Source organism: Halomonas sp. WWR20 (genome assembly GCF_054602495.1).
The window spans coordinates 248,744-275,440 of the sequence record NZ_JBTRHR010000005.1 but is presented as its reverse complement, the minus strand read 5'-3'; the positions used below and the strand labels follow the sequence as shown (position 1 = coordinate 275,440).

Annotated in this window: 20 protein-coding genes; 10 read left to right on the top strand and 10 right to left on the bottom strand. The window is 62.0% G+C overall.

The window, feature by feature from the left end; all coding sequences use genetic code 11:
• Positions 1 to 3: 3 nt before the first annotated feature.
• Together narJ and narH are read right to left on the bottom strand one after the other, a co-directional pair.
• Complete coding sequence (narJ, locus tag ACW4DH_RS11700) at positions 4 to 741, bottom strand: nitrate reductase molybdenum cofactor assembly chaperone (RefSeq protein WP_459636577.1); 738 nt, start codon at positions 739 to 741, stop codon at positions 4 to 6.
• Positions 734 to 2,377, bottom strand: a complete 1,644-nt coding sequence (gene narH, locus ACW4DH_RS11695) for a nitrate reductase subunit beta (RefSeq protein ID WP_459636576.1) — start codon at positions 2,375 to 2,377, stop codon at positions 734 to 736. The genes narJ and narH overlap by 8 nt, the downstream gene beginning before the upstream one ends.
• 480 nt (positions 2,378 to 2,857) lie before the next feature.
• On the opposite strand from narH, the gene ACW4DH_RS11690 reads away from it, so the two are divergent.
• The 3 genes from ACW4DH_RS11690 (at position 2,858) to ACW4DH_RS11680 (ending at position 5,174) form a co-directional block, all read left to right on the top strand.
• Positions 2,858 to 3,331 (top strand): DUF4174 domain-containing protein, encoded by a 474-nt coding sequence (locus tag ACW4DH_RS11690; protein WP_459636575.1) that lies wholly within the window; start codon positions 2,858 to 2,860, stop codon positions 3,329 to 3,331.
• Positions 3,331 to 4,263 (top strand): DMT family transporter, encoded by a 933-nt coding sequence (locus ACW4DH_RS11685; protein ID WP_459636574.1) that lies wholly within the window; start codon positions 3,331 to 3,333, stop codon positions 4,261 to 4,263. The genes ACW4DH_RS11690 and ACW4DH_RS11685 overlap by 1 nt, the downstream gene beginning before the upstream one ends.
• A gap of 140 nt (positions 4,264 to 4,403) precedes the next feature.
• Positions 4,404 to 5,174 (top strand): EAL domain-containing protein, encoded by a 771-nt coding sequence (locus tag ACW4DH_RS11680; protein ID WP_459636573.1) that lies wholly within the window; start codon positions 4,404 to 4,406, stop codon positions 5,172 to 5,174.
• Positions 5,175 to 5,399: 225 nt separating this feature from the next.
• Here the strand turns inward: ACW4DH_RS11680 and ACW4DH_RS11675 are convergent, their stop codons facing one another.
• The gene (locus tag ACW4DH_RS11675; protein WP_459636572.1) at positions 5,400 to 6,485 is read right to left on the bottom strand and encodes a hypothetical protein; all 1,086 of its coding nucleotides are present in this window, start codon (positions 6,483 to 6,485) and stop codon (positions 5,400 to 5,402) included.
• Between the two features lie 854 nt (positions 6,486 to 7,339).
• Here ACW4DH_RS11675 and ACW4DH_RS11670 point away from each other — a divergent pair.
• Positions 7,340 to 7,564, top strand: a complete 225-nt coding sequence (locus ACW4DH_RS11670; RefSeq protein ID WP_459636571.1) for a hypothetical protein — start codon at positions 7,340 to 7,342, stop codon at positions 7,562 to 7,564.
• A 161-nt stretch (positions 7,565 to 7,725) separates the two neighbouring features.
• Entirely contained in the window at positions 7,726 to 8,262 is a 537-nt protein-coding gene (locus tag ACW4DH_RS11665; RefSeq protein ID WP_459636570.1) for a cell wall hydrolase, read from the top strand.
• A 76-nt stretch (positions 8,263 to 8,338) separates the two neighbouring features.
• Here ACW4DH_RS11665 and ACW4DH_RS11660 read toward each other — a convergent pair whose 3' ends face one another.
• Positions 8,339 to 9,562, bottom strand: a complete 1,224-nt coding sequence (locus ACW4DH_RS11660; protein ID WP_459636569.1) for an amino acid deaminase — start codon at positions 9,560 to 9,562, stop codon at positions 8,339 to 8,341.
• A 65-nt stretch (positions 9,563 to 9,627) separates the two neighbouring features.
• On the opposite strand from ACW4DH_RS11660, the gene ACW4DH_RS11655 reads away from it, so the two are divergent.
• Complete coding sequence (locus tag ACW4DH_RS11655; protein WP_459636568.1) at positions 9,628 to 9,777, top strand: hypothetical protein; 150 nt, start codon at positions 9,628 to 9,630, stop codon at positions 9,775 to 9,777.
• Between the two features lie 181 nt (positions 9,778 to 9,958).
• On the opposite strand, the gene ACW4DH_RS11650 is transcribed toward ACW4DH_RS11655, so the two are convergent.
• From ACW4DH_RS11650 to ACW4DH_RS11635, 4 genes are all read right to left on the bottom strand, one after another.
• Entirely contained in the window at positions 9,959 to 13,726 is a 3,768-nt protein-coding gene (locus ACW4DH_RS11650; RefSeq protein WP_459636567.1) for a nitrate reductase subunit alpha, read from the bottom strand.
• Positions 13,727 to 14,353: 627 nt separating this feature from the next.
• Entirely contained in the window at positions 14,354 to 14,758 is a 405-nt protein-coding gene (locus tag ACW4DH_RS11645; protein WP_459636566.1) for a ribonucleotide reductase subunit alpha, read from the bottom strand.
• An 81-nt stretch (positions 14,759 to 14,839) separates the two neighbouring features.
• On the bottom strand, positions 14,840 to 16,027 hold the full coding sequence (gene hmpA, locus ACW4DH_RS11640; protein WP_459636565.1) for an NO-inducible flavohemoprotein: 1,188 nt from the start codon (positions 16,025 to 16,027) through the stop codon (positions 14,840 to 14,842).
• 90 nt (positions 16,028 to 16,117) lie between these two features.
• Complete coding sequence (locus tag ACW4DH_RS11635) at positions 16,118 to 18,814, bottom strand: nitrate/nitrite transporter (RefSeq protein ID WP_459636564.1); 2,697 nt, start codon at positions 18,812 to 18,814, stop codon at positions 16,118 to 16,120.
• Positions 18,815 to 19,024: 210 nt separating this feature from the next.
• Between ACW4DH_RS11635 and ACW4DH_RS11630 the strand changes: the two genes are divergently transcribed.
• The 3 genes from ACW4DH_RS11630 to hemN all read left to right on the top strand — a co-directional run bounded on the left by ACW4DH_RS11630 (position 19,025) and on the right by hemN (position 22,934).
• Positions 19,025 to 20,770, top strand: coding sequence for a histidine kinase (locus ACW4DH_RS11630; RefSeq protein ID WP_459636563.1), 1,746 nt, complete (start codon positions 19,025 to 19,027; stop codon positions 20,768 to 20,770).
• Positions 20,760 to 21,413, top strand: a complete 654-nt coding sequence (narL, locus tag ACW4DH_RS11625; RefSeq protein WP_459636562.1) for a two-component system response regulator NarL — start codon at positions 20,760 to 20,762, stop codon at positions 21,411 to 21,413. Before ACW4DH_RS11630 ends, narL begins: the two co-directional genes overlap by 11 nt.
• Positions 21,414 to 21,542: 129 nt before the next feature.
• Positions 21,543 to 22,934, top strand: coding sequence for an oxygen-independent coproporphyrinogen III oxidase (gene hemN, locus ACW4DH_RS11620; RefSeq protein ID WP_459636561.1), 1,392 nt, complete (start codon positions 21,543 to 21,545; stop codon positions 22,932 to 22,934).
• Positions 22,935 to 22,994: 60 nt separating this feature from the next.
• On the opposite strand, the gene ACW4DH_RS11615 is transcribed toward hemN, so the two are convergent.
• Together ACW4DH_RS11615 and ACW4DH_RS11610 are read right to left on the bottom strand one after the other, a co-directional pair.
• Positions 22,995 to 23,384 carry a SirB2 family protein gene (locus ACW4DH_RS11615; protein WP_459636560.1) on the bottom strand — a complete coding sequence of 130 codons (390 nt, stop codon included), beginning with the start codon at positions 23,382 to 23,384 and terminating at the stop codon, positions 22,995 to 22,997.
• A 347-nt stretch (positions 23,385 to 23,731) separates the two neighbouring features.
• On the bottom strand, positions 23,732 to 24,907 hold the full coding sequence (locus tag ACW4DH_RS11610) for a globin domain-containing protein (RefSeq protein WP_459636559.1): 1,176 nt from the start codon (positions 24,905 to 24,907) through the stop codon (positions 23,732 to 23,734).
• 197 nt (positions 24,908 to 25,104) lie between these two features.
• Between ACW4DH_RS11610 and norR the strand changes: the two genes are divergently transcribed.
• Positions 25,105 to 26,673, top strand: a complete 1,569-nt coding sequence (gene norR, locus ACW4DH_RS11605) for a nitric oxide reductase transcriptional regulator NorR (RefSeq protein ID WP_459636558.1) — start codon at positions 25,105 to 25,107, stop codon at positions 26,671 to 26,673.
• Positions 26,674 to 26,697 lie beyond the last annotated feature (24 nt).

The following is a 26,697-nucleotide window of genomic DNA, read 5'->3' as shown; positions in this document are numbered from 1 at the left end:
GAATTAATGACCCGCGGCTGCGTTGGTGGTCGGCGGCACGATGCGAATCGGCACGTCGGCTTGAAACTGACGCTTGAGTTCCGCCTGACGGCGCCCGGTGGCGGACTGCAGGGCGCAGTCCTGATCGGAGTCGGCGGTGAAGCGCACCACTTCCTCTTCCCATACCGCATCGAGTGCGGCGGGCGTATCGTCGCGGGCCTCCTTGTGTACCGCCTCGGCATGTTCGCCGACGATGTCTTCGGCGCCGATCATCGCCAACAGCGACTCGGGCACCAACGCATAGGCGGACTCGCGCTCCTTCAGGCGTGCGGCGAGCAGCGCCAGGATATGCGCCACGTCACCCAGCTGACGGGCGATCTCGCTCCCCTCGCGGGTGGAGAGATATTCCAGGAACACCGGCAGGTAATCGGGCAGCTCACGCGTCTCGAGTTCGAATCCCGCCTCGCGGTACTGGGCGAGCAGATCGACCATCGCCTGACCGCGATCGCGCGACTCGCCGTGCACGTGCTCGAACAGCAGCAGCGAGGTCGAACGCCCCTTGTCGAACAGCGCCACGTAGTCGGCCTGCAGATCGAGCAGATCGGCATTGGCAACCTGGGTGATCCACGACTTGATGGCGAAGCGTTGCCGGCGACTCAGGTGCTCCTCGGCGTCGATGGCCTCGAGCATCTCCCCTGCGGCCCGCTTCAGCTCGGCCGTGGGATAGTCCAGCAGACGCGCCAGGACACGGAGACTACGCATTGTGTTCCTCCTCCGGCTCGGCCCGCTTGGCCGCCGGCTTCGGCTGATGATATTTGACACGGCTGTCGGTCATGACCAGAGGCAGGGCGTGCTCGTCTTCCGGGTCATGCTGCTCGACGACCGGCTTGACCAGGGTGCTGGTGTGCTTGCGTCCGCCGAACAGGCTGGTCTCGCTGTCGCCGCCATGACAACCGTTGCCGAACGAGAAACCGCAGCCGCCGCGCTCGGGAAAGGCCTCGCGGGCCTGCTCGCGGTGGCTGGTGGGCACCACGAAGCGATCTTCATAGTTGGCAATGGCCAGATAGCGGTACATTTCCTCGATCTGCGCTTCGCTCAAGCCCACCTCCTCAAGCACTTCGGAGGCCTTGCGCCCCTCGACCTGCTGGGCGCGCTTGTAGACGCGCATCGCCATCAGGCGTTTGAGTGCCCGGATCACCGGTTCTTCCTCACCCGCCGTGAGCAGGTTGGCGAGATAACGCACCGGAATGCGCAGCGACTCGATGTCGGGCAGCACACCGTCGCTCTCCAGGTGGCCGGCTTCGGCGGCGTTCTGAATCGGTGAAAGCGGCGGCACGTACCACACCATCGGCAGGGTGCGGTATTCGGGATGCAGCGGCAGGGCCAACTGCCAGTCGATGGCCATCTTGTAGACCGGCGACGCCTGGGCGGCCTTGATCACGTTTTCGGTCACGCCGTCGCGGCGCGCCTGGGCGATCACTTCCGGATCGTTGGGATCGAGGAAGATGTCGCACTGGCGATGATAGAGATCGCGCTCGTCGGGCGATGAGGCCACTTCCTGGATGCGGTCCGCGTCGTAGAGCAGCACGCCCAGATAACGGATACGGCCCACGCAGGTCTCGGAGCAGATCGTCGGCTGGCCGGACTCGATGCGCGGATAGCAGAAGATGCACTTTTCGGACTTGCCGGTCTTCCAGTTGTAATAGATCTTCTTGTACGGACAGCCGGAGATGCACATGCGCCAGCCGCGGCACTTGTCCTGATCGATCAGCACGATGCCGTCTTCCTCGCGCTTGTAGATCGCGCCAGACGGGCACGACGCCACGCACGCCGGGTTGAGGCAGTGTTCGCACAGCCGCGGCAGGTACATCATGAAAGTGTTTTCGAACTGGCCGTAGATATCGGCCTGGACCCGGTCGAAGTTTTTATCCTTGCGGCGCTTGGCGAACTCGGTGCCCAGGATCTCTTCCCAGTTGGGGCCCCATTCGATCTTGTTCATGCGCTTGCCGGTGATGGCACTGCGCGGGCGCGCCACAGGCTGGTGCTGGCTCTTGCCGGCCTTGTGCAGATGCTGGTAATCGAAGCTGAACGGCTCGTAGTAGTCGTCGATCTCCGGCAGATCGGGATTGGCGAACAGCTTGGCCAATACCCGGAAACGCCCGCCGATGCGCGGCTCGATCTTACCGTCCTTGCGACGCATCCAGCCACCCTTCCACTTGGCCTGGTTCTCCCACTCTTTGGGATAACCGATGCCCGGCTTGGTTTCGACGTTATTGAACCAGGCGTACTCCACGCCTTCGCGGCTGGTCCAGACGTTCTTGCAGGTCACCGAGCAGGTATGGCAGCCGATGCACTTGTCGAGGTTGAGGACCATGCCCACTTGCGAGCGGATCTTCATGTCACGATCTCCTGTACGTATCATTGTCTTCAACCAGTCGGCGCGCGGTGCATCGAGGGCCGGGCGGTACTTGTACCCGATCAGGCCGCCACAAGATGTCTCCCTGACCTGCTGAAGCATCATTTCGGAGGCCACTTTGGGTCTTTTGCCCAAGGGGTTTTTTGATACAGGTCAAAGCGCTTCCAGTGCCGTCAGCAGGCTTAAGCTGCCTTATCTCTTAGGAGGTAAACGCATGAGGATAGCCACCTCGCTAATAAAAAAAGGCTTTCTCAAAGCAACTACCTCTTTAGGCTTATAACGACACACAGAAGGGTTATTTGGAGGTAGCTGGGGTGGCAGGCCACCGATTCGCGGCGGCCATCGGTATCCTCGTGCACGACCATGACGAGAAAGACCGGAGCGGCTAAGCTGCCACCACGCTGGCGCTTCGTCCGGCAATCTGTTGTGCTAGGCCGCTGTTACCTCACAAGGAAACCCAGCATGTCGTCTCGTCCCTGCGTGCTCACGATGCTGTGCCTACTGCTCTGGAGCGCCCTGGCCGCCACCGCATCGGCCGCCGATCCGGCCAACCCGCTGATGACCGATCGCAGCATGTTCCGCGCACTGATCCTGGTCACGCCCAGCGCCGAAGACGATGCCTACCGGCGCATGCAAGAGCAACTGCGTCAGCGCGAGGACGATATCGCCCAGCGTCGTCTGATGCTTTACCGCATCGAGGCCGGCAAAGGCCAACGCGCGGGGCGTCCGATGACGCCGTTCGAGACACGTGCGCTGCTCAATGCGCTCGATCTCGATCCGCAGGGGCCGCTGACGGTTGTCCTCGTCGGCCTGGACGGCGGCAAGAAGATGCAGCTCGAAGGCTACGTCGCGCCGCAGCAGATATTCGACGTCATCGATAACATCGCCATACGACAACCCGCGCCCCGCTCAGATGCCTTGGGCGAGGACCACTGATGCACCCGGACACCCCCGGCCGCTCTCAGACGTTATGGCTGGCCTCGATGCCGGCCTTCTTCGTGCTGCTGTGGAGCACCGGCTTCATCGGCGCCAAGTTCGGCCTGCCTTACGCCGAACCCTTCACCTTCCTGTTCATCCGCTTCGCCCTCACCCTGCTGGTGCTGTTGCCGCTGATGTGGGGACTCAAGGCGCAGTGGCCCGCCTCGCTGGCACTCTGGGGACACGTCGCAGTGACCGGCCTGCTGGTACATGCCGTCTATCTGGGCGGCGTGTTCTACGCCATCGACTTGGGCCTGCCGGCCGGACTGGCGTCGCTGTTGGTCGGTTTGCAGCCGCTGCTGACCGCCGCGCTGGCGTTGCCGCTACTCGGCGAGCGCCTGTCGCGCTGGCAGTGGCTGGGCCTGCTGCTGGGGTTGATCGGGATCACGCTGGTATTGAGCGGCAAGCTCGCCCCCGGCGACGGCGGAATGTTCCAGGGCTTTGGCTGGGCCGCGCTGGCCTGCGTCTTCGCCGCGCTACTAGGGATCTCCGCCGGAACGCTGTACCAGAAGCGCTTCTGCACCAACATGCCGTTGCTCGGCGGCAGCGTGGTGCAGTACCTGGCCGCCAGCGTCGCGCTGGGGCTGGGCGCACTGCTTCTGGAAACCCGCCAGGTCGAATGGACGCTTCCCTTCATCGCCGCGCTGGGCTGGCTGGTGGTAGGGCTATCGATCGCGGCGATTCTGCTGTTGATGGCCCTGATCCGCCGTGGCGCGGCCTCGCGGGTCGCCAGCCTGTTCTATCTGGTGCCGCCATTGACAGCGCTGGAGGCCTGGTGGCTGTTCGATGAAACCCTGGGGCCCGTGGCGCTGGCCGGTATGGCCATAGCGATTGTCGGGGTGGTAATGGTCGTGCGTGGCGGACCTCCACCCGGCGACGCCGCGCATTGATCCAGAGGGGGAATGGCGCAGCATTTCATGCGTGCCGGGTTAAAAGCAGAGTCGTGTTTCAAGAGAGCCGCGTGTTGGCCGATAAAACGGCAAAGGCTCCCCCGTCGAGCGGGAGTCACAAGAACCAGAGGAAACGCGACATGACGCACTGTGCAAGAGTGAACGACCACTGCGGTCGCTGCGACGGCGTGCTGCCATTCGAATTCACCATGGCCTTCCAGCCGATCGTCGATGTCGGGCAAGCCACGATTGTCGCTTACGAGGCGCTGGTGCGCGGCCCCGAAGGGCAATCGGCCTACAGCATACTCAGCCAAGTCGACAGTCAGGTGTTGTACCGTTTCGATCAGGCCTGTCGCGTCAAGGCCATCGAACTGGCAAGCGAACTCGACATGCAGCAGACCCTGTCGATCAACTTCCTGCCCAATGCCGTCTACGAGCCCACCGCCTGCATTCAGGCCACGCTGGAAGCCTCGCGACGCTGCGGCTGGCCCGCCTCACGGATCAACTTCGAGATCACCGAATCCGAGGCGGTCCACGATCGCGGCCATCTGCGCAATATCATCGACACCTATCACGGCCTGGGTTTTTCCACCGCGCTGGATGACTTCGGCACCGGTTACGCCAACCTCGACATGCTCACCGAACTGACTCCCGACACCTTGAAGCTCGACCGCCAACTGGTGCAGAACGTCCATCTCGACCCCAACCGCCAAGCGATGCTGCGCGCCGTAGTGAGCATGGCCGGTGAGCTCGATATTGAACTGGTCGCCGAAGGTGTGGAACTGGCCGAGGAATCTCGCTGGCTGTTCCAGCATGGCATCCATCGCCAGCAGGGCTTCTTCTTCGCTCGCCCGGGCTTGGAAATGCTGCCGGTGGTGGCCGCAGCGCGCTTTGCCGAAGTGAAAGGGTAATTAATTGCTGATGTCGGTGGAGTAATAACAGTGCCAGGAACTCTATCGGCTAGGCAGGAAATGTTGTGATGTCCGAAAGCGCCGGGCGCATGAAACAACAGGGCCGAATGTGGGTATTGGTGCCCAAGCAGCGCGTCGGCAAGGATGAGCGTCTCTCAGAAGCCGGAACCCGCCAGTGGGGTTCCGACATTCTGCCAAACCATCAAGATGGCATGGAAAGGCCGATCAGGCCGGATCGGCGATCTGGATGTTGTTGGGGCCGTTCAGGTCATGTTGGCCGACGAGTTCGACCGCAAAATCGCGATCGTCCAACTCTCCTTGCACGTCACCGTTATCAGCGAAGACGAAGGTATTGCCTCCAGCTTCGAAAACGTAGTACATCGATGGATCATCATTGGCATTGGATTCATGCAGCGCCACTTCGTAACCCTGATCGATCGACTCATAATTGCAGCCACACGACATCCGGATCTGGGTAAGGACCTCGCCATTATCGAGCTGTATACCGCCCGACAGCAGGGTATCGTCGTCATCGAACCCATCGATAAGCGCAGTTTCGCCATAGGTGGAATCGACATCGACATCCTGAGCGCCGCCGGTCAATGTCACGTTGTCGCCCCGCTCCACGCCCACCGTATCGTCGCAGACCTCGGTGGTGTCATCATCGCCGATATAGCGTCCGTGGCTTGAGGGCACATCCTCGACGGTAATGGTGGCGGTTGCTGGCGTGTGATCGACACTGCCATCATCATCCTTGGCAGCGTAGTGAAACGTCACCTTGCCATCGAAATCGAGTTCCGGGACGAACAGCACCGTGGCAGTATTGTCGGTAGCGTTGATAATATCGCCCGCCTCGAGTACGGTATCGCCGTTATACAGCGTACCGTGTACCGGCAGGTCATTGAGCGTGAACTGCACGATCCGACCGTCACTATCGCTACCGCTTAGAATGACGGGAATACCGGCGCTGTCCTCCTTGCCTTCCACGCAGATATTGTCGGTTTCCGGCGCAGAATTCTTCGGCTCAGGCGCACAGTCATTGTCATGTCCCCACTTGTCATGCGGGCTGTCATGGTGCCATATTCCTCCTTTTCTACCGTCATGGTCATGAAAGCCACCTTTCTTGTCATCGTGCTTGCCGAAGCCCCCCTTGTATCCGTCATGGTTCCAGAAGCTTCCCTTCTTGTCGCCATGATTGCCCAAACCTCCCTTATGGTCGTCATGCCCCCAGAAGTTACTCTTCTTATGGCCGTGACCGTCGAAAACGCTCTGGTATTTATTGAAGTATCCAGAACTTAAATTATTACCCAAACCAAACGCGCTCTTGTAAGAGTGCCCTTCGGCGCCCAATATTCCTGAAACAATATTAAACAACATACCAATATGCCTCTCAGTTATGCGTTATTTCTTATATAACCAGTTATAGAAAAGAGGCGGTTGGTAGCCAGACTAACCAAGCCGCAAAATATTGCGATATGAATAGCCTAATTTGCCGCCCTATGTACGCTGACGCCGCTGTGCCCGTAATTCGCTAACAAGTGGTTGGCATACAACCTATTACAGCAACTCAACGTGGCGTGCGGCGACTGATACAGCATATACGCCACGTTAGTATTTGTTTTGTTATTTATACATTAATGTTATTAAAAAGGCACTCTTAACGCTTACACCCATACTTTAAGATAAAAAATAGATTTAGTTTTTTAATATTTTCATACTAGTGGCTTGCAGCATTTGTTGCAGTCACTGGAAATGTCGTACAAGACATGAGGCATAACGGTACCGACAAACCAAAATGTTATTAACGTCAAGGTCCGGTATTTACGATTTTTCTGAAACCTCGTCCTTGTTACGCTACAACCTGCCATGGCATAGGAGGCGCGTATGGCAGGACGTTACGAATTCCCTGACGCCGCTGGCACGTGATCGAGGTTATCGTTTCCCCGTCCCAGATCATGGGGCGTCTACGACGAGACGACCGTCAGATACTCAATAGCATCTTCTGGAACCCCTGCTCCGGCCAAGTGGCGGGACCTTGCGGAGCGTTACGGGCCCTGAAGACCGTTTACCAATGCTTTCGCCAGTGGCGTGAGATGGCCCTCCGACCGGATACTGACCCGGCTACATCTTCGCCTGCGTCAGGACGGGTTCATGGATCCCGACACATGAATGGTGGTCTGCCTCATCAGTTCGATCGCCCCAAATATTCTCAGCGTAGCGTCGTGGAGCGTCTGTTCAGTTGGTTGAAGAAAAAACATCGCCTCTGTAGACGTTATGGCAAGCGGGCCAGCAGCTTTCGGATCATGGTGACACTGACCTGCATCGAGCGTTGTGTGCGGGCCGGCTTTCAGACAGAACGTAGCAATAAGCGTTTATCTACCGCACCGTAACCAGCACTCGCTACACTGAGAGATCATTTCCAGCGGGCGCCGCCTTCGAAAAGCGGCTCCGCTTGCCACGAGGGTCGATCATGCTTCATTGCCGGTTAGGGTTATTGATTTGCCTTGCGACACTCCTATTCACGGGTCAGGCGCTCGCGGCCGATCCGTCGGTGCGGGCGAAAATCGCCGAGCAGAAGGCCGAGGTGCTCGAGCAGAGGGCCGAGGCCGGAGAGCGCCCGGCGCCCTCGGTGCTGATCACGCCGCCGGGCGTGCAGGCGGTGGACCCGGCCGGCACGGCGCCGCTGGACGATGCGATCACCTGTCTGGCCCGCTCCATCTACTGGGAAGCCAAAGGCCAGGGGGAAGCGGATATGGCAGCGGTGGCCAACGTGGTCATGAACCGGCTGAGCCATGCAGAATTCCCCAAAACGGTATGCGACGTCGTCACCCAGGGCTCCGAACAGGGCCGCTGTCAGTTTTCATGGTGGTGTGACGGCCGCCCCGATAGCGTACAGGAGGAGTCCTCGTACACACGCGCCAAGGAAGTGGCGCGCAAGGCGCTCAATCAGCAGCTGCCGGACCGCACCGATGGCGCCATGTATTTCCATGGCCGCGGCATCACGCCCAGTTGGGCTTCGGAATTCGTCAAGACGTACGAAACCGACGTGCATGCCTTCTACCGTCCTCCGGCCGGGGCCGCAAAATAACCCTGCATGGCGTGGCCGATGGCGAGGCCACGCCCGCCTGGCCGGAGCCGGAGCTGGGGCGGCAGACTGTCAAGCGTTAGAAGAAGGTCGGCTCGATGGCGGTAATCTGCAGCGCCTCGTCGACCCACAGGCCCTGGCGCCACTTGTCAAAAGTCAGGCAGGGGTGAGAGGCGCCGAAGGCGATCACGTCCTCCAGGCGAATGTCGGCATCAGGCGGAATCCGCATGAAGGCATGCTGATCCATGACATGAAAGACCTGCCAGTCGCTGACATCGCGCGCAGACTGTCCCGGACGGTAAAGGCGCAGCGGCATCGGCAGATCCGGGTCGCAGGAGATATCGCGCTTGCCCAGCGCCACGATGGCCAGCCCGGGCTCGGGCAATGACTGCACCTGGGCGAAGACCTCCAGCGCAGGCGCAAGCTCGCCTTCGAGCTCGGGATGACGCTGGCGGACCTCGGCCATTGCGCCCCGGTAGAGCTTGTGGTCATGCACCACATAACAGCCCGGACGCAGCACCGGCGTGTAGTGCTCGCGCAGCTCGGCCTGATCGAACGCCTCGGCGATCAGATCGAACCATTTCGAGCCCGAGGCGGTGACAATGGGTGCCGACACGCGCAGCACGCCACTGTCGTGCAGGGTACGCACCGTCTGCACCAGCCGCTGCCCATAGGCGCGCACCGCCGCAATCGGATCATCGCCGCCGATAATGCCTTCATACCCCTCGACCCCGGCCAGCGACAGGGCCGGCGCCTCGCCAATGGCGGCCACCAGTGCGGCCAGTTCGGCCTCATCACGCACGCCGCAGCGTCCGCCGGGCACCCCCAGCTCGATCAGCACCTGCAGGGTGAGACCGCGCGCGGCGAAGAAATCGTTGAGCATGCGTACGTTGTCGGGATGATCGACCGTGCAGTAGTAGTCCGCGCCGCCCTCGATCATGTCCGCCACCAGCGCCATGTTGGCGCGACCGACCAGTTGGTTGCCCATCAACAGCCGCTGGATGCCATGCGCGAAAGCCACCGTGCACTGGGTGGCGGTTGCCAGGGTGATACCCCAGGCGCCGGCAGCCATCTGGCGCTGAAAGAGCGCCGGCATCATGGTGGTCTTGCCATGCGGGGCGAGCCTGGCGCCATGAGCGTCGGCAAAACGCTGCATCCAGGCGATGTTGTGGTCCACCACGTGCTGATGCAGCACCATGGCCGGCAGGCTGACCCCTTCCAGCAGTGAGCGGTCGAGAATCGGACTGCCCTTTTCGAGGCAATGGTTGACCGCCCCGGCGGATGAGAGCGAAGTATTGTGCATCGTCTGACGCTCCTTGGTGGTGATGACGCCTGATGGCATGGCCATCATGATACTGGCGGGCCGACTTGTCTGCGCTCCTCGCCGCCATTGTGGCGGGCGTAGTCGTATCCCTGATCACGCCACGCTCCAACGTCACTCGCGAGCAGGCCCTTGCCAGGCTGGATGAGGAGCGCCAGCGCATGGAGGTGTCTCCGGCTGTCGGGGAGTCGATATAACGTTGATATAAGATGGCGAAGCAACAGTAAAACCGTCCATCGGCATGGTGCCGGTGGACGGTTTTCATTGTCACGCCAGCCATTCAGGCCGTGAATGCGCCTCCTTGCCGCCGAGCGTGCCCATAAGAAAATCGCCCCGCATGAGCGGGGCGATTCATGGGTGGATTATGGAAGAGCCGGCTTAGCTTTCCACCTTCTCCTGCACGCTGTCGTTGCCCTCACCATCCAGCCAGTCGACATGGTGCATCTTGCGCGCGACGACGAATTCATCACGGTTGGAGCCCACGGTCCCGTAGTAGTTGAAGCTGTAGGACAACTGGGCGTAGCCGCCGATCATATGGGTCGGCTTGGGACACACGCGAGTCACCGAGTTGTGGATGCCGCCGCGGGTGCCGGTAACTTCCGAGCCGGGTACGTTCACGATGCGCTCCTGGGCGTGATACATCATCGCCATGCCGTTCTTGACCCGCTGGCTGACTACCGCCCGGGCAGCCACCGCACCGTTGGCGTTGTACAGCTCGATCCAGTCGTTGTCCTCGACGCCGATGGCGCGGGCATCGTCCTCGGACAGCCAGACGATGGGACCACCACGCGACAGCGTCTGCATCAACAGGTTATCGCTGTAGGTGGAGTGGATGCCCCACTTCTGGTGCGGGGTGATCCAGTTCAGCGCGATCTCCGGGTTGCCGTTGCTCTTCGGCGCCTTGAAACCGTTCATCGCTTTGGTGTTGATCGGTGGACGATAGCTCAGAAGGCTCTCGCCGAAGGCGCGCATCCAGGCGTGATCCTGATAGAACTGCTGACGGCCGGACAGGGTACGCCAGGGAATCAGCTCATGGACGTTGGTATAGCAGGCATTGTACGACACATGCTCGTCCTCGAGCCCCGACCAGGTCGGGCTGGAGATGATCTTGCGCGGCTGGGCGACGACGTCGCGGAAGCGGATTTTCTCCTCCTGCTTGGGCAGCGCCAGATGCGCATGCTCGCGTCCGGTGATCTTGGACAGAGCACCCCACGCCTTGACCGCCACCTGGCCGTTGGTTTCCGGCGCCAGGGTGAGGATCATTTCGGCGGCGTCGATCGCCGACTCGATACGCGGGCGCCCTTCAGCCGGACCCTCGGTCTTGCGCCGGTTGAGCTTGCCGAGCAGCTCGACCTCGGCGGCGGTTTCCCAATTGATACCCTTGCCACCGTTGCCCAGAGTGTCGAGCAGCGGGCCTGCCGAGGTAAAACGCTCGTAAGTCGCCGGGTAGTCACGGTTGACGGCGATCAGGTGCGGCATGGTCTTGCCGGGTAGCGGCTCGCACTCGCCTTTCTTCCAGTCCAGCACGTCGGGCTGGGCAAGCTCCCCAGGGGAATCGTGCTGCATCGGCAGCGTGACCAGATCGGTTTCCTCGCCCAGGTGCCCCACACATACCCGCGAAAACGCCTTGGCAATGCCTTTGTAGATGTCCCAGTCGCTGCGCGATTCCCAGGCCGGATCGGTGGCCGCGGTCAACGGATGAATGAACGGATGCATGTCCGAGGTGTTGAGGTCGTCCTTCTCGTACCAAGTCGCGGTGGGCAGCACCACGTCGGAGTACAGGCAGGTGGTGGACATGCGAAAGTCCAGCGTCACCAGCAGGTCGACTTTGCCCTCCGGCGCCTTGTCGTGCCAGACCACCTCTTCGGGCAGCGGCCCGCCCATCTCGCCGAGATCCTTGCCCTGCAGCCCGTGCTGGGTGCCCAGCAGGTACTTGAGCATGTACTCGTGCCCCTTGCCGGAGGAGCCGAGCAGATTGGAGCGCCACACGAACAGGTTGCGCGGGAAGTTCTGCGGGCTATCGGGATTCTCGGCAGCGAAGCGCAGCTTGCCGCTCTTCAACTGATCGACCACGTAGTCAGCGGTATCCTGCCCGGCGGCGCGGGCGGCAGCGGCCAGACGCAGCGGATTGGTATCGAGCTGCGGTGCGGAGGGCAGCCAACCCATGCGCTCGGCGCGCACGTTGAAGTCAAGCAGGCTGCCGGTGAACTTCTCGGGACGTGCCAGCGGCGAGAGCAGCTCCTTGATCTCGAGCTTCTCGTAGCGCCACTGGCTGGAGTGGTTGTAGAAGAACGAGGTGCCGTTCATGTGGCGCGGCGGGCGCTGCCAGTCGAGGCCGAAGGCCAGCGGGGTCCAGCCGGTCTGCGGACGCAGCTTCTCCTGGCCCACGTAGTGCGCCCAGCCGCCACCGCTCTGGCCAATACAGCCGCACAGGATCAGCATGTTGATCAGCCCCCGGTAGCTCATGTCCATGTGGTACCAGTGGTTGAGACCGGCCCCCACGATGATCATCGAGCGGCCCTGGGTCTTGTCAGCGTTGTCGGCGAACTCGCGGGCCAGACGGATGGCCTGCTCGGCGGGCACGCCGGTAATCGCTTCCTGCCAGGCCGGAGTATAGGGTTTAACCTGATCGTAGGCGGTGGCGCCGTCATCCTCGCCCTCGGCGCCCAGGCCACGGTCGATGCCGTAGTTGGCGATCATCAGGTCGAACACGGTCACCGCCAGGACTTCACGTCCATCGGCCAACGTCAGGCGCTTTGCCGGCAGGTTGTGATAGAGCACATCGTTGCCCGCGACGTGGCTGAAGTGCTCGTGGGCGATGCCGCCGAAATAGGGGAAGCCGACCTTGGCCACGCTGTCGTGGCTATCGATCAGCGACAGCTGCAGGGAGACGTCCTGGCCGTCGGCATCTACCGGCTCGAGATTCCAGCGGCCTTCGCCCGCTTCCTCCTCGCCCCAGCGGAAGCCGATGGAGCCGCGCGGGACGACTAGGCGGTTGTGGGTCTCGTCCCAGGCCACGGTTTTCCACTCGGGATTGTTGTCCTGACCGAGGTTGGCGTCGAAGTCGCTGGCGCGCAGCTGCTTGCCGGGCGCGAAGCTGCCATCCTCGCGAGCCTCCAGCTCGACCAGCATCGGCATGTCGGTATAGCGACGCACGTAGTCGGTGAAGTAGGCGCTAGGCTTGTCGAGGTGGAACTCCTTGAGGATCACGTGACCCATGGCCATGGCCAGCGCCGCGTCGGTGCCCTGCTTGGGGCTCAGCCATTCGTCGCACAGCTTGGCGACTTCGGCGTAGTCGGGGGTGATGGCGACGGTCTTGGTGCCCTTGTAGCGCACCTCGGTGAAGAAGTGCGCGTCGGGGGTGCGTGTCTGCGGGACATTGGAGCCCCAGGCGATGATGTAGTTGGAGTTGTACCAGTCGGCGGATTCAGGCACGTCGGTCTGCTCGCCCCAGGTCATCGGCGAGGCCGGCGGCAGGTCGCAGTACCAGTCATAGAACGACAGGCACACCCCGCCGATCAGCGACAGGTAACGGGCACCGGCGGCGTAGGAAACCATCGACATCGCCGGAATCGGCGAGAAGCCCATGATACGGTCCGGGCCGTACTGCTTGGCGGTGTAGACGTTGGAGGCGGCGATCAACGTCTCGAGTTCTTCCCAATTAGCGCGCACGAAACCGCCCATGCCACGGGCCTGCTTGTACTGTGCGGTCTTCTCGGGATTCTCGACGATCGAGGCCCAGGCGTCGACCGGATCGCCATGCGCGACCTGAGCCTCGCGCCACAACTGGATCAATGTCCGGCGCACCAGCGGATACTTGAGGCGGTTGGCGCTGTACAGGTACCAGGAGTAGCTTGCCCCACGCGGGCAACCGCGCGGCTCGTGGTTGGGCAGGTCGGGGCGGGTGCGCGGATAGTCGGTCTGCTGGGTTTCCCAGGTCACCAGGCCGTTCTTGACGTAGATCTTCCAACTGCACGACCCGGTGCAGTTCACGCCATGGGTGGAGCGCACGACCTTGTCATGCTGCCAGCGCGCCCGATAACCGTCTTCCCACTCGCGGGACTCGCCACGCGTCTCGCCATGGCCGTCGGCAAATGCTTCACGCGCCTTGCCTAGATACTGCAGTCGATCGAGAAAATGACTCATGGGGATGTTCCTCTTTAGCGAGCGCGTCAGCAAGTTGCCGGAGCATTACCGCGGGTGGGACCCCACCCGGTCAGCGCCATACCTCAATGAAAATCGTCGGCGTGAAGGTTGGGGTAACGACACCGTGCATGTCGGTTCTTATCCCCACTGACCCATTGCAGCGCCTGTTCAGGAGGCCACTTTGCGACCTATGCGCGGGGCGTTTTTTGATACAGGTCAAGCACGTCACTGCCCCTCAACCGTCACTGCATGACGCTATGCCGTAAGCGATACACAACCCCATCCCAGTATCCTTCTAATAACCATGAGATTTTAGTTTCCCTCTACCTATTTAGAGGTAAGTGTTTAAAGGGCAGGATTATTTGGAGGTAGAAAGCGTTACCCCTCGGCCAGGAAGGCCCCGTCGCACGATGCCAGCGCAGCGCAACGAACTGTCTATTCGTCGCGGCAAAAGGACAGGCGTGAGGTTCGGCAGAAACGATAACGAAGGGCGAGCGCGAAACAGAGAGAGACGCAAGAGAGGCAGGCAGGAAATGTATCGGCCGTGCTCGGCACGGCCAGAACATTAATGCGAGGCGCGTTTACCGCATGGGAGAATCCCGCCGGACTCGACCGGCTATTGTCGGCTCACTGAAAGCTGACCGCATCACCGTGGCGATCGAAGGCCAGGAAGTTATCGATGCTGCCCATCTGAAGCGATTCGACCATGCGCTGCAGAGGGCCCTCCGCCTCCTCGCTGGTGGGAGACTGGCGACCGTCGCCGGCCAGGGCGGCGACAAAGACGATGTCCCAGTCGACACCGGTACGCCGCGACTCCTCGACCAGCGCCGGCATGTCGCTCAATTCTTCCGGCGTCTTATCCACGCATAACGCCGGTGTCAGTACACCGCCCTGCCCCTGCTCGAAGCGCTCGCGCTGCGCCTGGTCGGGGTTGTCGGGCAGTTCGGCGCGGGTGAAGACGAACAGCAGTCGTTGGGGCTCGGGTTGCCGGCGCGCTTCGGCCAACAGATCGGCATAGCAGGAAATGGACACAGACGTCTCCTCAGGGGGAAAGAGATCAATGCGTGAGAAACCACGCGACACCATGGAATCGGCTGGCGATTCCATGATGAATCATCGCAGGGCGGCGGTCGGCCCGAAATACTCATAGTGACGATGCTCGGCCGGCACGCCGAGTTCCTCCAGCGCAATGTCGATATCACGCATGAACGGCAACGGCCCGATGAAGTAGCAGCTAGGCGTTTCCCCTTCGGGCAGGTAATCGGCCAGCAGGCGGCGGTCGATCATCCCCTTGTAGCGCTCGGTGTCCGTGGAAGTCGGTTCGCTGTAGACGAAACGATAGGTCAGCCGATCGCCGTAGCGTTCGACCAGTGCGTCGATATGCTCGCGGAAGGCGTGAACCTGATGATGGCGTGCCCCGTGCAGGTAGATGACGCGGCGATTGGCGCCCAATGCCTGCTCGACCATTGACAGCATCGGGGTCTGACCGACACCGGCGCTGATCAACATGACCGGCGCCTCGCGCTGGTCGAGGATCAACTCACCGACCGGCGGCAGCAAACGGACATGGTCACCGACTCGCAAACGATCATGCAGGTAGCGGCTGGCAATGCCCTGCGCCTCGCGCTTTACCGAGATGCGGTAGTAATCCGCCTGGGGATCGGAGGTCAGACTGTACTGGCGCAACGCATGCTGGCCCTCGATATCCAACGCAATGCCGATGTACTGGCCGGGCTTGAAGCTGATGATCGGCTGTTGATCGCTGGGCTTGAAGTAGAAGGACACCACCTCCTCGCTCTCCTGAACGCGGTCGACGAGCGTGAAGTCACGCTCGCCGCGCCAACCGCCGGGAGACTGCTCGAGACGTTGATAGTTCGACTCCTCGGCATCGATCAACCGATGGGCGAATTCCCAGTACAGCCCGCCCCAGGCATCCGCCACCTCAGGCGTGACGGCGTCGCCAAGCACTTGGCCGATCGCCTCCATCAGGCATTCACCGACAATCGGATACTGATCGGGCTGTAGGTTGATTGCGACATGCTTGTTGATGATCGGCACCATGAGCTGCTCGAGCGCCTCGGGATCGCTACGGTTGAGTGCGTAACTGACCACCGCCCGGGCTAGCGCACGCGGCTGAGCACCGGTTTGCTGGTGACGCATGTTAAACATCGAGCGGACGTGGGGATAACGCTCGAACATCAGCGGATAGAACGTGCTGGCGATGGTTTCGGCGTGCTCCGCCACCACCGGCGCGGTCTGGTTGATCACTTCTAGCTGCTTGTCGTTGAGCTCGCGTGACATGAACACCTCTCGGGAATCGGACAGTCTATTTTCCGCTTGTGCAGGTTTGTCATCGATGTCGGAGCCGCCGGCGACGGCGGCCCCGATCGGTCATGGCGCAGCAGCGGAGGTAGACGTGACGCCAGATGCGTCACGAAAACGGATTTCGGCATTGCGCCGAGTGTAGTAGAACCAGGTCAACCCAATGCAGATCGCATAGAACACGATGAACCCGTAAAGCGCCGGCCCGGCCCCTCCGGTCAAGGCAATGGAGCTGCCAAAAGTCTTGGGAATGAAGAAGGCCCCATAGGCGGCGATGGCCGAAGTGAAGCCGATGGTCGCCGCAGATTCCTTCTCGCTCTGCTGGCGCTGCGCCGGAGCGTCGAGGTGGGGCATCAGGCGTGCCACCTCCTGACGGAAGATCTCGGGGATCATCTGGAAGGTGCTGGCATTGCCCACGCCAGTGAAGAAGAACAGCAGCAGGAACATGGCGAAGAAGCCCCAGAACGCGCCAGGCTGATCCTTGATTCCGAGGAAGAACAGCACGCCCCCCACGCAAGCGATCATCGCCGCGAACACCCACAAAGTGACCCGCTCGCCGCCGAAGCGGTCCGAGACCCAGCCGGTGCCGGCACGGGAAAGCGCTCCGATAAATGGCCCGAGGAAGGCGAATTTGAGCACATCGACTTCGGGAAACTGATTGGCGGCGAGCAGCGGAAACCCTGCGGAATAACCGATGAAGCTGCCGAAGGTCCCGGTATAAAGCACACACATCAGCCAGTTGTGCTTACGCTTGAAGATGACCGCCTGGTCGGAAAAGGAAGAGCGTGCGCTGGCGATATCGTTCATGCCGAACCAGGCTGCCACGGTGCCGATGATAATGAACGGCACCCAGACGAACCCCGCATTCTGCAGCCAGAGGCGCGCGCCCTCCCCGCCGGTCTGGGGCTCGCCCCCCAAGGCACCGAATACGCCGGCGGTAATGACCAGCGGAATGAGAAACTGCATGACGCTGACCCCCAGATTGCCCAATCCGGCGTTCAGGGCCAGGGCGTTACCTTTTTCGCGCTTGGGATAGAAAAACGAGATGTTGGCCATGCTCGAGGCGAAGTTACCCCCCCCGAAACCGCACAGCAGCGCCAGGATCAGCATGACCAGATAAGGCGTTTGCGGATTCTGTACGGCAAAGCCGATCCACAGCGCCGGGAGTAACAGCGAGGCGGTGGAGATCGCCGTCCAGCGCCGGCCACCGAAGATCGGCACCATGAAGGAGTAGAAGATGCGCAGCGTGGCACCGGATAACCCCGGCAGCGCCGCCAGCCAGAACAGCTGGTTGGAGGTGTAGTCGAATCCTACCTGAGGCAACTTGGCGACCACCACGGACCATACCATCCACACGGCGAAGGCCAGCAGCAGGTTGGGAATCGAGATCCATAGGTTGCGCGTGGCGATGCGCTTGCCGATGGTTTCCCAGAACTGCGGATCCTCGGGGCGCCAGTCCTCCAGCACGAAACGGTTGGGGGTCGACAGCTCCGGCAGGTCGGTGTGCGGCTGTTGACGCTGCCACTCCTCGCGTTCGGCACGGCGGATGGCGTAATGCATCCAGGCCAGCGCGGCGACGACCACCACGAACAGCAGCATGAAATTGCTCTGCCATACGCCGATGACATCGTTGAGCATGCCGAAGGTCAGCGGCAGGAAGAAACCGCCCAGGCCACCGACCATGCCCACCACGCCACCCACGGCGCCGACATGACGGGGATAGTAGACGGGGATGTGCTTGAACACTGCCGCCTTGCCCAGCGACATGAAAAAGCCCAGCACGAAGATCAGTACGATGAAGCCTGCCAATCCCAGCGAGAAGGAGAAGCGAATCTCGTCATGCACGCCCGCGACCACGTACTCGGTGGGGGGGTAGCTGAGCAGGAAGGTGCACAGCGCCGAGGCCACTAGTGTCCAGTACATGACCCGCCGCGCGCCGTAGCGGTCGGATAGCCAGCCGCCGAGGATGCGAAACAGCGAGGCGGGAATCGAGTAGAGCGCAGCCACCATGCCCGCCGCGGCAAGACTCAGGCCGTAGACCTGGGTCAGGTAGTACGGCAGCCATAGTGCCAGGGCGACGAAGCCACCGAAGACGAAGAAGTAATAAAGCGAGAAGCGCCATACGCGAATCTCGGCCAACGGGGCCAACTGGGCCTTGAGCGGTACCGGATTGCGGCGACGCTCCTCGCTCAGCGGGTCGTTCTTGGCCAGCAGGGGAAAGACCACGCCCATGATCGCCAGCACCGTGGCGTAGACCAGTGCCGCACCGCGCCAGTCCATGGCCAGCAACAGGAAGGGCGCACCGAAATTGGTGACTGCCGCCCCCACGTTGCCCGCGCCGAACAGTCCCAGCGCGGTGCCTTGGTGACGGGGTTCGAACCAGGCCGAAGTATAGGCCACGCCGACGATGAAGGCGCCCCCGGCCAGGCCGACACCCAGCGCGGCGAGCAGCAGCATGGGATAGCTGGAGGCCAGCGTCAGCAGATAGACGCAACCGGCGGTGGCCAGCATCACGATGCTAAACACCCAGCGCCCGCCGAAACGGTCCGTCCAGATCCCCAGAAACAGCCGGCTGATCGAGCCGGTCAATACCGGTGTGGCCATCAACAAGCCGAGCTGAGTGTCGGACAGCCCCATTTCCTGCTTGATCCGCAGGCCGATGATCGAAAAGATGGTCCATACCGCAAAACACAGCGTGAACGCCAGTGTGGACAACCCGAGTGCCCGATGCTGGTCGCGGCGGGACGGTGAAGCGGAAGTCGCCATGATATATCCCCCTGTGGGTCGATTGAGGCATCGACGGGGATACTCTGGCGTCTTCCAGACGCTACCCTGTTGACCCATATCAAACTCGGCGAAGGCATCTTTTCTCGTAAAGCGGCCACCTGCCCATATTAGGTAGCGAAATAAAGCGGCTATATCTATGAAATCATGGCGTATTCGTTAGTTAATTACCTCTTAAGGAGTACATCGCTATTGAGAAAAGAATCTTTAGGGGTAGTAGGCATTCTGGCGTATCTGCGTCACTCACTGACTTTCGCCATGAGCGCAACGCTAGGCGCCATAACGCTGCTGGCACTATGCAGTATGTTCGCGACCCTCTATCTCACCGAAACCGCCCAGGGCGACGCCCAGGCCATCAACCGGGCCGGCTCGTTGCGCATGCAGACCTGGCGCCTGCTGGCGGTGGCTGCCCGCGCCGAGCCAGCGTACTGGCAGCAACTGCTCGATGGCGTGGATACCACTTATGCCGAACTCTCCGACACGCAGCTTCTGGCCAAGCCACAAGCTGCTCAGACCCAACGCCTGCATGCCTTACAGCATCAATGGCAGCTTCGGCTGAAATCCGCGCTTCAATCTCCGACAGCCCTTGACGCTGCGCTGACCCAGCAGCTCGAGACTTACGTCATGCAGCTCGACGGGCTGGTCGGGTTGATGCAGCAGGCCGCCGAACAACGACTGAGACGCTTGCAGTGGCTGCAGATCACCTTTCTGTTGCTGACGCTGCCCGTCCTCGCCTACGGCGGCTATCAGGTATTCCGCCACATCCTGCCTCCGCTGCGTCATCTCCTGAACGTGGTCGAGGCGCTGCGCCGGGGTGATTTCACCGCCCGCAGCCATTATCGTCGCGACGATGAGATCGGCCTGCTGTCGGCCACCGTCGATGACATGGCCGAGCAACTCGCACTGGTCTACCGGGACCTGGAGAATCAGGTTCAGGACAAGTCCCAGCGCCTCCAGGAGAGCCACCAGGCCTTGAGCCTGCTCTATGCCAATGCGCGCTATCTGGCGGCCACCGCGCCCCGTGACATCGACTATGACTACGCGCTGGCCCCCTTCGCCTCGCTGTTGGCGCCGGCCACCCTCAGCCTGCAACCGGCCGAGGCCTCGACAGCCGGCGCTACGCACGCGCTGAGCTTCCCGCTACAGGACGCCGGCATCCGTTACGCCACCCTGGTGATCACCCAACCCGACGACACGCCCCTGCCTGCATGGAAACAGCTGATCTGCGAAACCGTCGCCGACCACCTGAGCGCGGCCATGGCCCTGCAGGCCCACAGCCGCCAGCAGCGGCGTCTGGACCTGATGGACGAGCGGGCGGTCATTGCCCGCGAACTGCACGATTCGCTTGCCCAGTCGCTGAGTTATCTCAATATTCAGGCGCTGCGCCTGCAGCGCCAGCTCAAGCCGCATCTCGATAACGGCGAAGCCAGTAGCGAGCTCGGCGCCGTACTCGCCGAGCTGCGCCAAGGCATCGACCATGCCTACCGTCAACTGCGTGAACTGCTGGTCACGTTCCGCCTGCGTCTGACCGAGCAGGGTCTGAACAGTGCCGTCTCGGCGACCGTCAGGGAATTTGCCGAACGCGGCGAACTGCGCATTGAAAAGCATCAGACTCTGAGTGACGACCTGCTGGCGCCGCAAGAGGAGTTGCACCTGGTGCAAATCCTGCGCGAGGCGCTGGCCAACGTGGTCCAGCACGCCCAGGCCCGCCATGTCGACGTCGCGCTACATCACGCTGACGGACGCGTCATGCTGCGCGTCGAGGATGACGGCATCGGCCTGCCCGCCGACCTGAGCCGCCCACAGCACTACGGCACTATCATCATGCAGGAACGCGCACGCAGCCTGGCCGGTACGTTACACTTCTCGCCCTCATCGCTGGGAGGCGCGCGTGTCGATCTCTCCTTCACACCTAGAGGAACACAGCATGACATCTGATGCCGAACGACTCGGAGTACTGATCGTCGACGATCATCCGCTGTTTCGCAGCGGTGTTCGCCAGTTGCTCGACATGAGCGACGAGCTGTTCTGCCTCGGCGAAGCCGACAGCGGTGCCCAGGCACTCGCCCAGGTCGAGGAGATTGCTCCCGATCTGATCCTGCTCGACCTCAACATGCGCGACATGAATGGCATCAGCGTACTCAAGGCCATGCGTCAGGCCGGTATCGGCGTGCCCATCGTGATGCTCACGGTTTCCGATCAGGAGGAGGACATCATCGCCGCCATTCGCGCCGGCGCCAACGGCTATCTGCTCAAGGACATGGCCCCCGAAAAACTGCTGGAGGCACTGGATCGCCTGGCGCAGGAAGAGATGACATTCGACAGCCGGCTGACTCCGCTGCTGGCCGGCGCCCTGCGGCGTCCCTCGGCCCCGAGCGGCCCCAGTGCCGAAAACCTCACCCGGCGCGAGCGGGAGATCCTGCGCTTGCTGGTCAAGGGGCATTCCAACAAGCTGATCGCGCACCGGCTGGAGATCCGCGAAGGCACGGTCAAGGTCCACGTCCGCCATCTGCTGAAGAAGCTCAACATGCGTTCGCGTACCGAAGCCGCCGTGTGGGCGGCCCAGCAGGGAATTTCCTGACCATGGCCTGCCTGCCGTCGGCATGACGCACATCAACATCGTCAAGCCCGTCACCCGCTATAGTGCTGCGAAAACTTAACAATATCTGCAATACGCCAGCACGCCCCCCCTGCCAATGGTGACGACACGATGGACCATGACCTGCGCTTCGATCGCCCGCTGCTCGAGAAGTACGACCGCCCCGGCCCGCGTTACACCTCCTACCCCACGGCGCCGCAGTTTCATGCCGGCTATACGCCGTCGGAGTATCGCCGGGTCGCACAAGCCAGCAATGCGCTGGCGCGACCCAAGCCGCTGTCGGTATATGTCCATGTGCCGTTCTGCCGCAGCCTGTGCTACTACTGCGCCTGCAACAAGATCATTACCCACAAGACCGAGCGTGCCGCAGAATATCTGGAGTATCTCAAGCGCGAAATCGCCCTGCAGGCGCCGCTGTTCGACCAAAGCCGCAAGCTCGAACAGCTGCATCTGGGCGGCGGGACGCCGACCTATTTCACCAGCGGGCAGCTCGCCGAGCTGTTCGCCGAGCTCGAGCGGCACTTTCAACTCGATTACAGCGAAAACCGGGAGTTCTCGCTGGAAGTCGATCCGCGAACGGTGACGCCCACCCAGATCGCCACCCTGGCCGAGATCGGCTTCAACCGGCTCAGCTTCGGCGTGCAGGATTTCGATCCGGAAGTCCAGAAGGCGGTCAACCGTATCCAGACCGAGCAGCAGACCCGCGAGTTGATCGACGCTGCCCGCCAGGCTAACTTCCGCTCGGTCAGCGTGGACTTGATCTACGGCCTGCCCAAGCAGACCGTGGCCAGCTTCGACGCCACCCTCGACAAGGTGATCGCGCTGCGCCCCGACCGCCTGGCCGTGTACAACTACGCGCACCTGCCGGAGCTGTTCCGCGCTCAGCGGCTGATTCGTCCCGAGGACATGCCCCCGCCCGAACGCAAGCTGGAATTACTCGAACTCACCATTGCGCGCCTGACGGCGGCCGGCTACGTCTATATCGGCATGGACCACTTCGCCCTGCCCGACGATGAGCTGACCCTGGCCCAGCAGAACGGCACGCTGCAGCGTAACTTCCAGGGCTATTCCACCCATGCCGACTGCGATCTGATCGGCCTGGGCGTGACTTCGATCGGCAAGGTCGGCGCCAGCTACAGCCAGAACCGCAAAGAGCTGCCGGCTTACTACCAGGCCCTCGAGGCAGGGGAGCTGCCGGTATGCCGCGGTTACGAGCTCAACGCCGACGACGAGCTGCGCCGCGACGTGATCAATCAGCTGATGTGCCACGACCGCATCGATTTCGCCAGCATCGAACGCCAGCACGGTATCGACTTCGCCGCCTATTTCGCTGCAGAACTGGCCTCCCTCGGCACGCTCGAGGCCGACGGTCTGATCGACGTTCAGCCGAATGCCATCGAGCTGAAGCCCACCGGCCGGTTGTTGATGCGCAACGTGGCGATGGTCTTCGACCACTATCTCAAGCAGCCACAACAGCCCAAACGCTTTTCGCGCGCCATCTGAGCGCGCTGCGGCAGGTGAAGCAGCGAGGCCGGAACCGGCCTCGCCGAAGGCCGATGCGACTCAGACGAGCCACCACCAGGAAAGCGGATGGTGGGCAATGGCCGCCCCCACGATATAGGCGAAGATCATTATGGCAAACAACGCCGCCAACCCCCGCGAGCGCGGCGTACGTCCGCGCTTGATCGCCAGCGTTCCCACTCCGATATAGGCCACCAGCCCGACGAGCTTGGCCGCCAGCCACGGCTGTTGGGTCGGCCAGGCGTGCAGCATGATCATCAGCGTCACGCCCGCCGTCAGCAGTACGGTATCGATCAGATGCGGCAGTACCCGCACCCAACGCTGGCTGAGCCGTGGCGATTCGCGCACCGACCACCAGGCTCTGAGCGTGAACAGCGAAATGCTCAGGGCGGCCGCGCTCATATGTATATGCTTGATCAGTAAATAGTCCATGCGGATTCCTTGGGCAGGCGGGTCGTCATGTCGCAGAGCTTCGTGAGCCTGCCTCATGCACGTCACAATATCACTCTGTCTACGCCGTCAGGCCTATGGCTATGGGTCTACGCACCGTCGCACATGGGGAACTCATGCCAGCGCAAGGTACAGCTCGCGTTCGGCGGGCAGGCAGCGTATTGCCCTCTCTCGAGTGCGTCGACACGGGCCTGCCAGTCGCCGCGCTCGTTGACCAGCGCCGGATCTCGGCTTTTAGCGCCTCGAGGCCCTATCGGCGATGCGTTTCGGCCGGCGCTCGTCACGGCGCCGGCCGGTTCATTACCGCATCGGTTCAGTGCCGCGCGGGTTCAGTGCAACGGTCGGGCCGGGCCGAAGTGCTCATAATGGCGCTGAGCTGGGGGAATGCCCAGCGCTTCCAGGGCGTCGTCGATGCATGACATGAAGCCCTGCGGGCCGACGAAGTAGACCTGAGGACTGCCGCCTGGCAGATACAGGGAGATCAGTTCGGGCGTCACCAGCCCGACGTGTTCCGGCGTATCTTCTCCCTGGGGCCGTTCGTAGATCGAGACCGCCGTCAGCAATTCTGGATAACGCCCCTTCAATGTCTCAATCTCCTCGGCGAAGGCACGATGTCGGCCATCCAGTGCCGCATGCAGGTAACTCACCTGCCGGCCCTGCCCCAGCGCTTGGCGGGCCAGCGGCAGCAGCGGCGTCTGCCCGACCCCGCCACTCAGCAACAATAGCGGTGCTTCGCTATCATCCAGAACCAGTTCGCCTGCGGGTGGCAACAGCTCGATCCTGTCACCGACCTGCAAACGATCGTGCAAGTACCGGCTGGCCTTGCCCTGCGCGTCACGGCGTACCGAGATGCGATAGGTGCGGCCATTGGGCGAGGCGGAAAGACTGTAATGGCGATACGCCGGCTCCCCGTCGATCGATAGCTTGAGGCCCACGAACTGGCCGGGCATGAAATCGGCGACCGCTTCGCCATCCTCGGGCGCCAGCACGAAGGAGCGAATCATGCAGCTCTCGTCGACGGTCTCAGCGACATGAAAGCCGCGCGTGCCCCGCCAGCCACCCGGACGCGAGGCAAATTCAAGGTAACGGTGATCTTCGAGCTCGATCAGCAGCCCGGCGAGCTCCTGATAAAGCGCGCCCCACGCATCGGCAACATCCACCGTCACGGCATCGCCCAGCACTTCGGCGACCGCCGACAGCAGGCATTCGCCGACGATGGGGTATTGGTCGGGGCGGATATTCAGGGCGATGTGCTTGCTGACGATGGGGGCCAGCAGAGCCTTGGTATCGCGGGGATCCTGGCGCAGCTGCACGTAGGCCAGCACCGCGCCGGCCAGCGCTCGTGGCTGGGCGCCGCTTGCCTGATGGCTGGCATTGAACAGCGCCTTGACGTCGGGATAGCGATCAAACATCAGCGGGTAGAAGCGCTGCGTAATGGTGTCGAGATTCTCCGCGACCAGAGGGGCGGTGGCGGCGATGATGCGTTCTTGGTCAGGGGTGAGCATTGAGGCTCCTTCTGAGAGGATTCGTATAACTGCCCCCTGTCTATGGCAAAAAGCACGCCAGTTTTGTTACATCCTTTTAAATCAAGCGTTAACCTCGATTTTCTTCAAACGTTGGACTTGCCTTGGTGCGCTCCTGCGTGATTTTATGACAACAATAATGACGTCATTTCGACAACAACCTCCCCCTGAGGGTAAAAATGACCGCATTCCTGATCGCTCTCAAACATCTGCTGCAACAACTCAGCGAAGGACAGAACTGGAGACAGACCCAACCCTACTGGGCCGACCTGCTGCGCGCCCTGGTCCGCGACTACCCTGCCGACGCCAGCACATTACTGGTGATGGTCGAAGGCGAGCTGCGTCCCGTGGCGGTATTCGGCCTGGACAGGGAGGTGCTTGGCCGCCACTTTGCGCTTGACGCGCATCCGCGTCTGGCAACGATAGCGGCACACCCCGGCGTGTGCCGCTTTCCGCAGGACAGCCAGCTCCCCGACCCCTTCGACGGTCTGCTCGACGAGACGCTGAGCGAGGTCCACGACTGCATTGGCGTCGCGTTGCGCGATGGTTCGCGCCTGATCGGCATGCTGACCCTAGATGCCCTAACGCCGGGAAGCCTGACGGCGCTGGATGAGGGCGAACTCATCGCCTCTGCCGCCCTGCTTGCGACCTGCCTGCGACTGGCCGAGCAGTTGGATACCGCTCGATTGCGTCTCAGCGAAGTGCTGGACGATGCCAGCCATGCGGACATCTCCCTGCAGTGGCACAGCCCGGCGATGCGCGAACTCGACGCCAGTATCGATCTGGTGGCCGCCACCAACATGGGCGTGCTGGTGTACGGCGAGACCGGCGTCGGCAAGGAACGCATCGCCCGCGCCCTGCATGCCCGCTCCACACGTCGCCGCGGTCCCATGGTGCGGGTTAATTGCGGCGCCATCAGCGAGAGCCTGATCGAGAGCGAGCTGTTCGGGCACCGCCGTGGCGCCTTCTCCGGGGCGGTACGTGATCATCGCGGCCATTTCGCCATGGCCGATGGCGGCACGCTGATGCTTGACGAGGTTGGCGAGCTGCCTCTGGCGTTGCAGCCCAAACTGCTGCGCGCGCTACAGGAGGGGGAGATTCAGCCACTGGGTAGCGAGCGGCCGCAACAGGTCGATGTGCGCATCATTGCCCTTACCAACCGCAACCTGGCCGAGGAAGTCGCTGCAGGACGTTTTCGCGAGGATCTCTACCATCGCCTCAACGCCTTTCCGCTGCGTGTCCCGCCACTGCGTGAACGTTACATCGACCTGCCGGTGCTGGCCGGGCACTTTCTGGAAGACAATCGCATCCGCCTGGGCTTGGCCAATCTGCGCCTGGCGCCCGAGGCACAGGCGCGGCTGCTCGAATGGCGCTGGCCGGGCAACGTTCGCGAGTTGGAACACACCCTGGCGCGAGCCGCGCTGCGCGCCGTGGCGGAGCAGACCCGCGCAGGCGATATTCGTCGCCAAACCGTGGTCCGCATTGAAGCGCATCATCTCGACCTGGCGCAGACGCCACATGCCCCTGCATTTGTTACGCCTGCGGCCCCATCGATCGTGCCCGCTCCGGACACCGATGCCACGTCCATACCTGCGCTACGCGAGGCCACCGATGCCTTTCAGCGCCAACTGATTGCACAGTCCCTGGAGCAGTGCAACGGCAACTGGGCCGGCGTGGCCCGCCAGTTACAGCTTGATCGCAGCAACCTGCATCGGCTGGCCAAACGCCTGGGGCTCAAGCCGGCCTGAGTCATCTGCATGCCCAGGTGATCG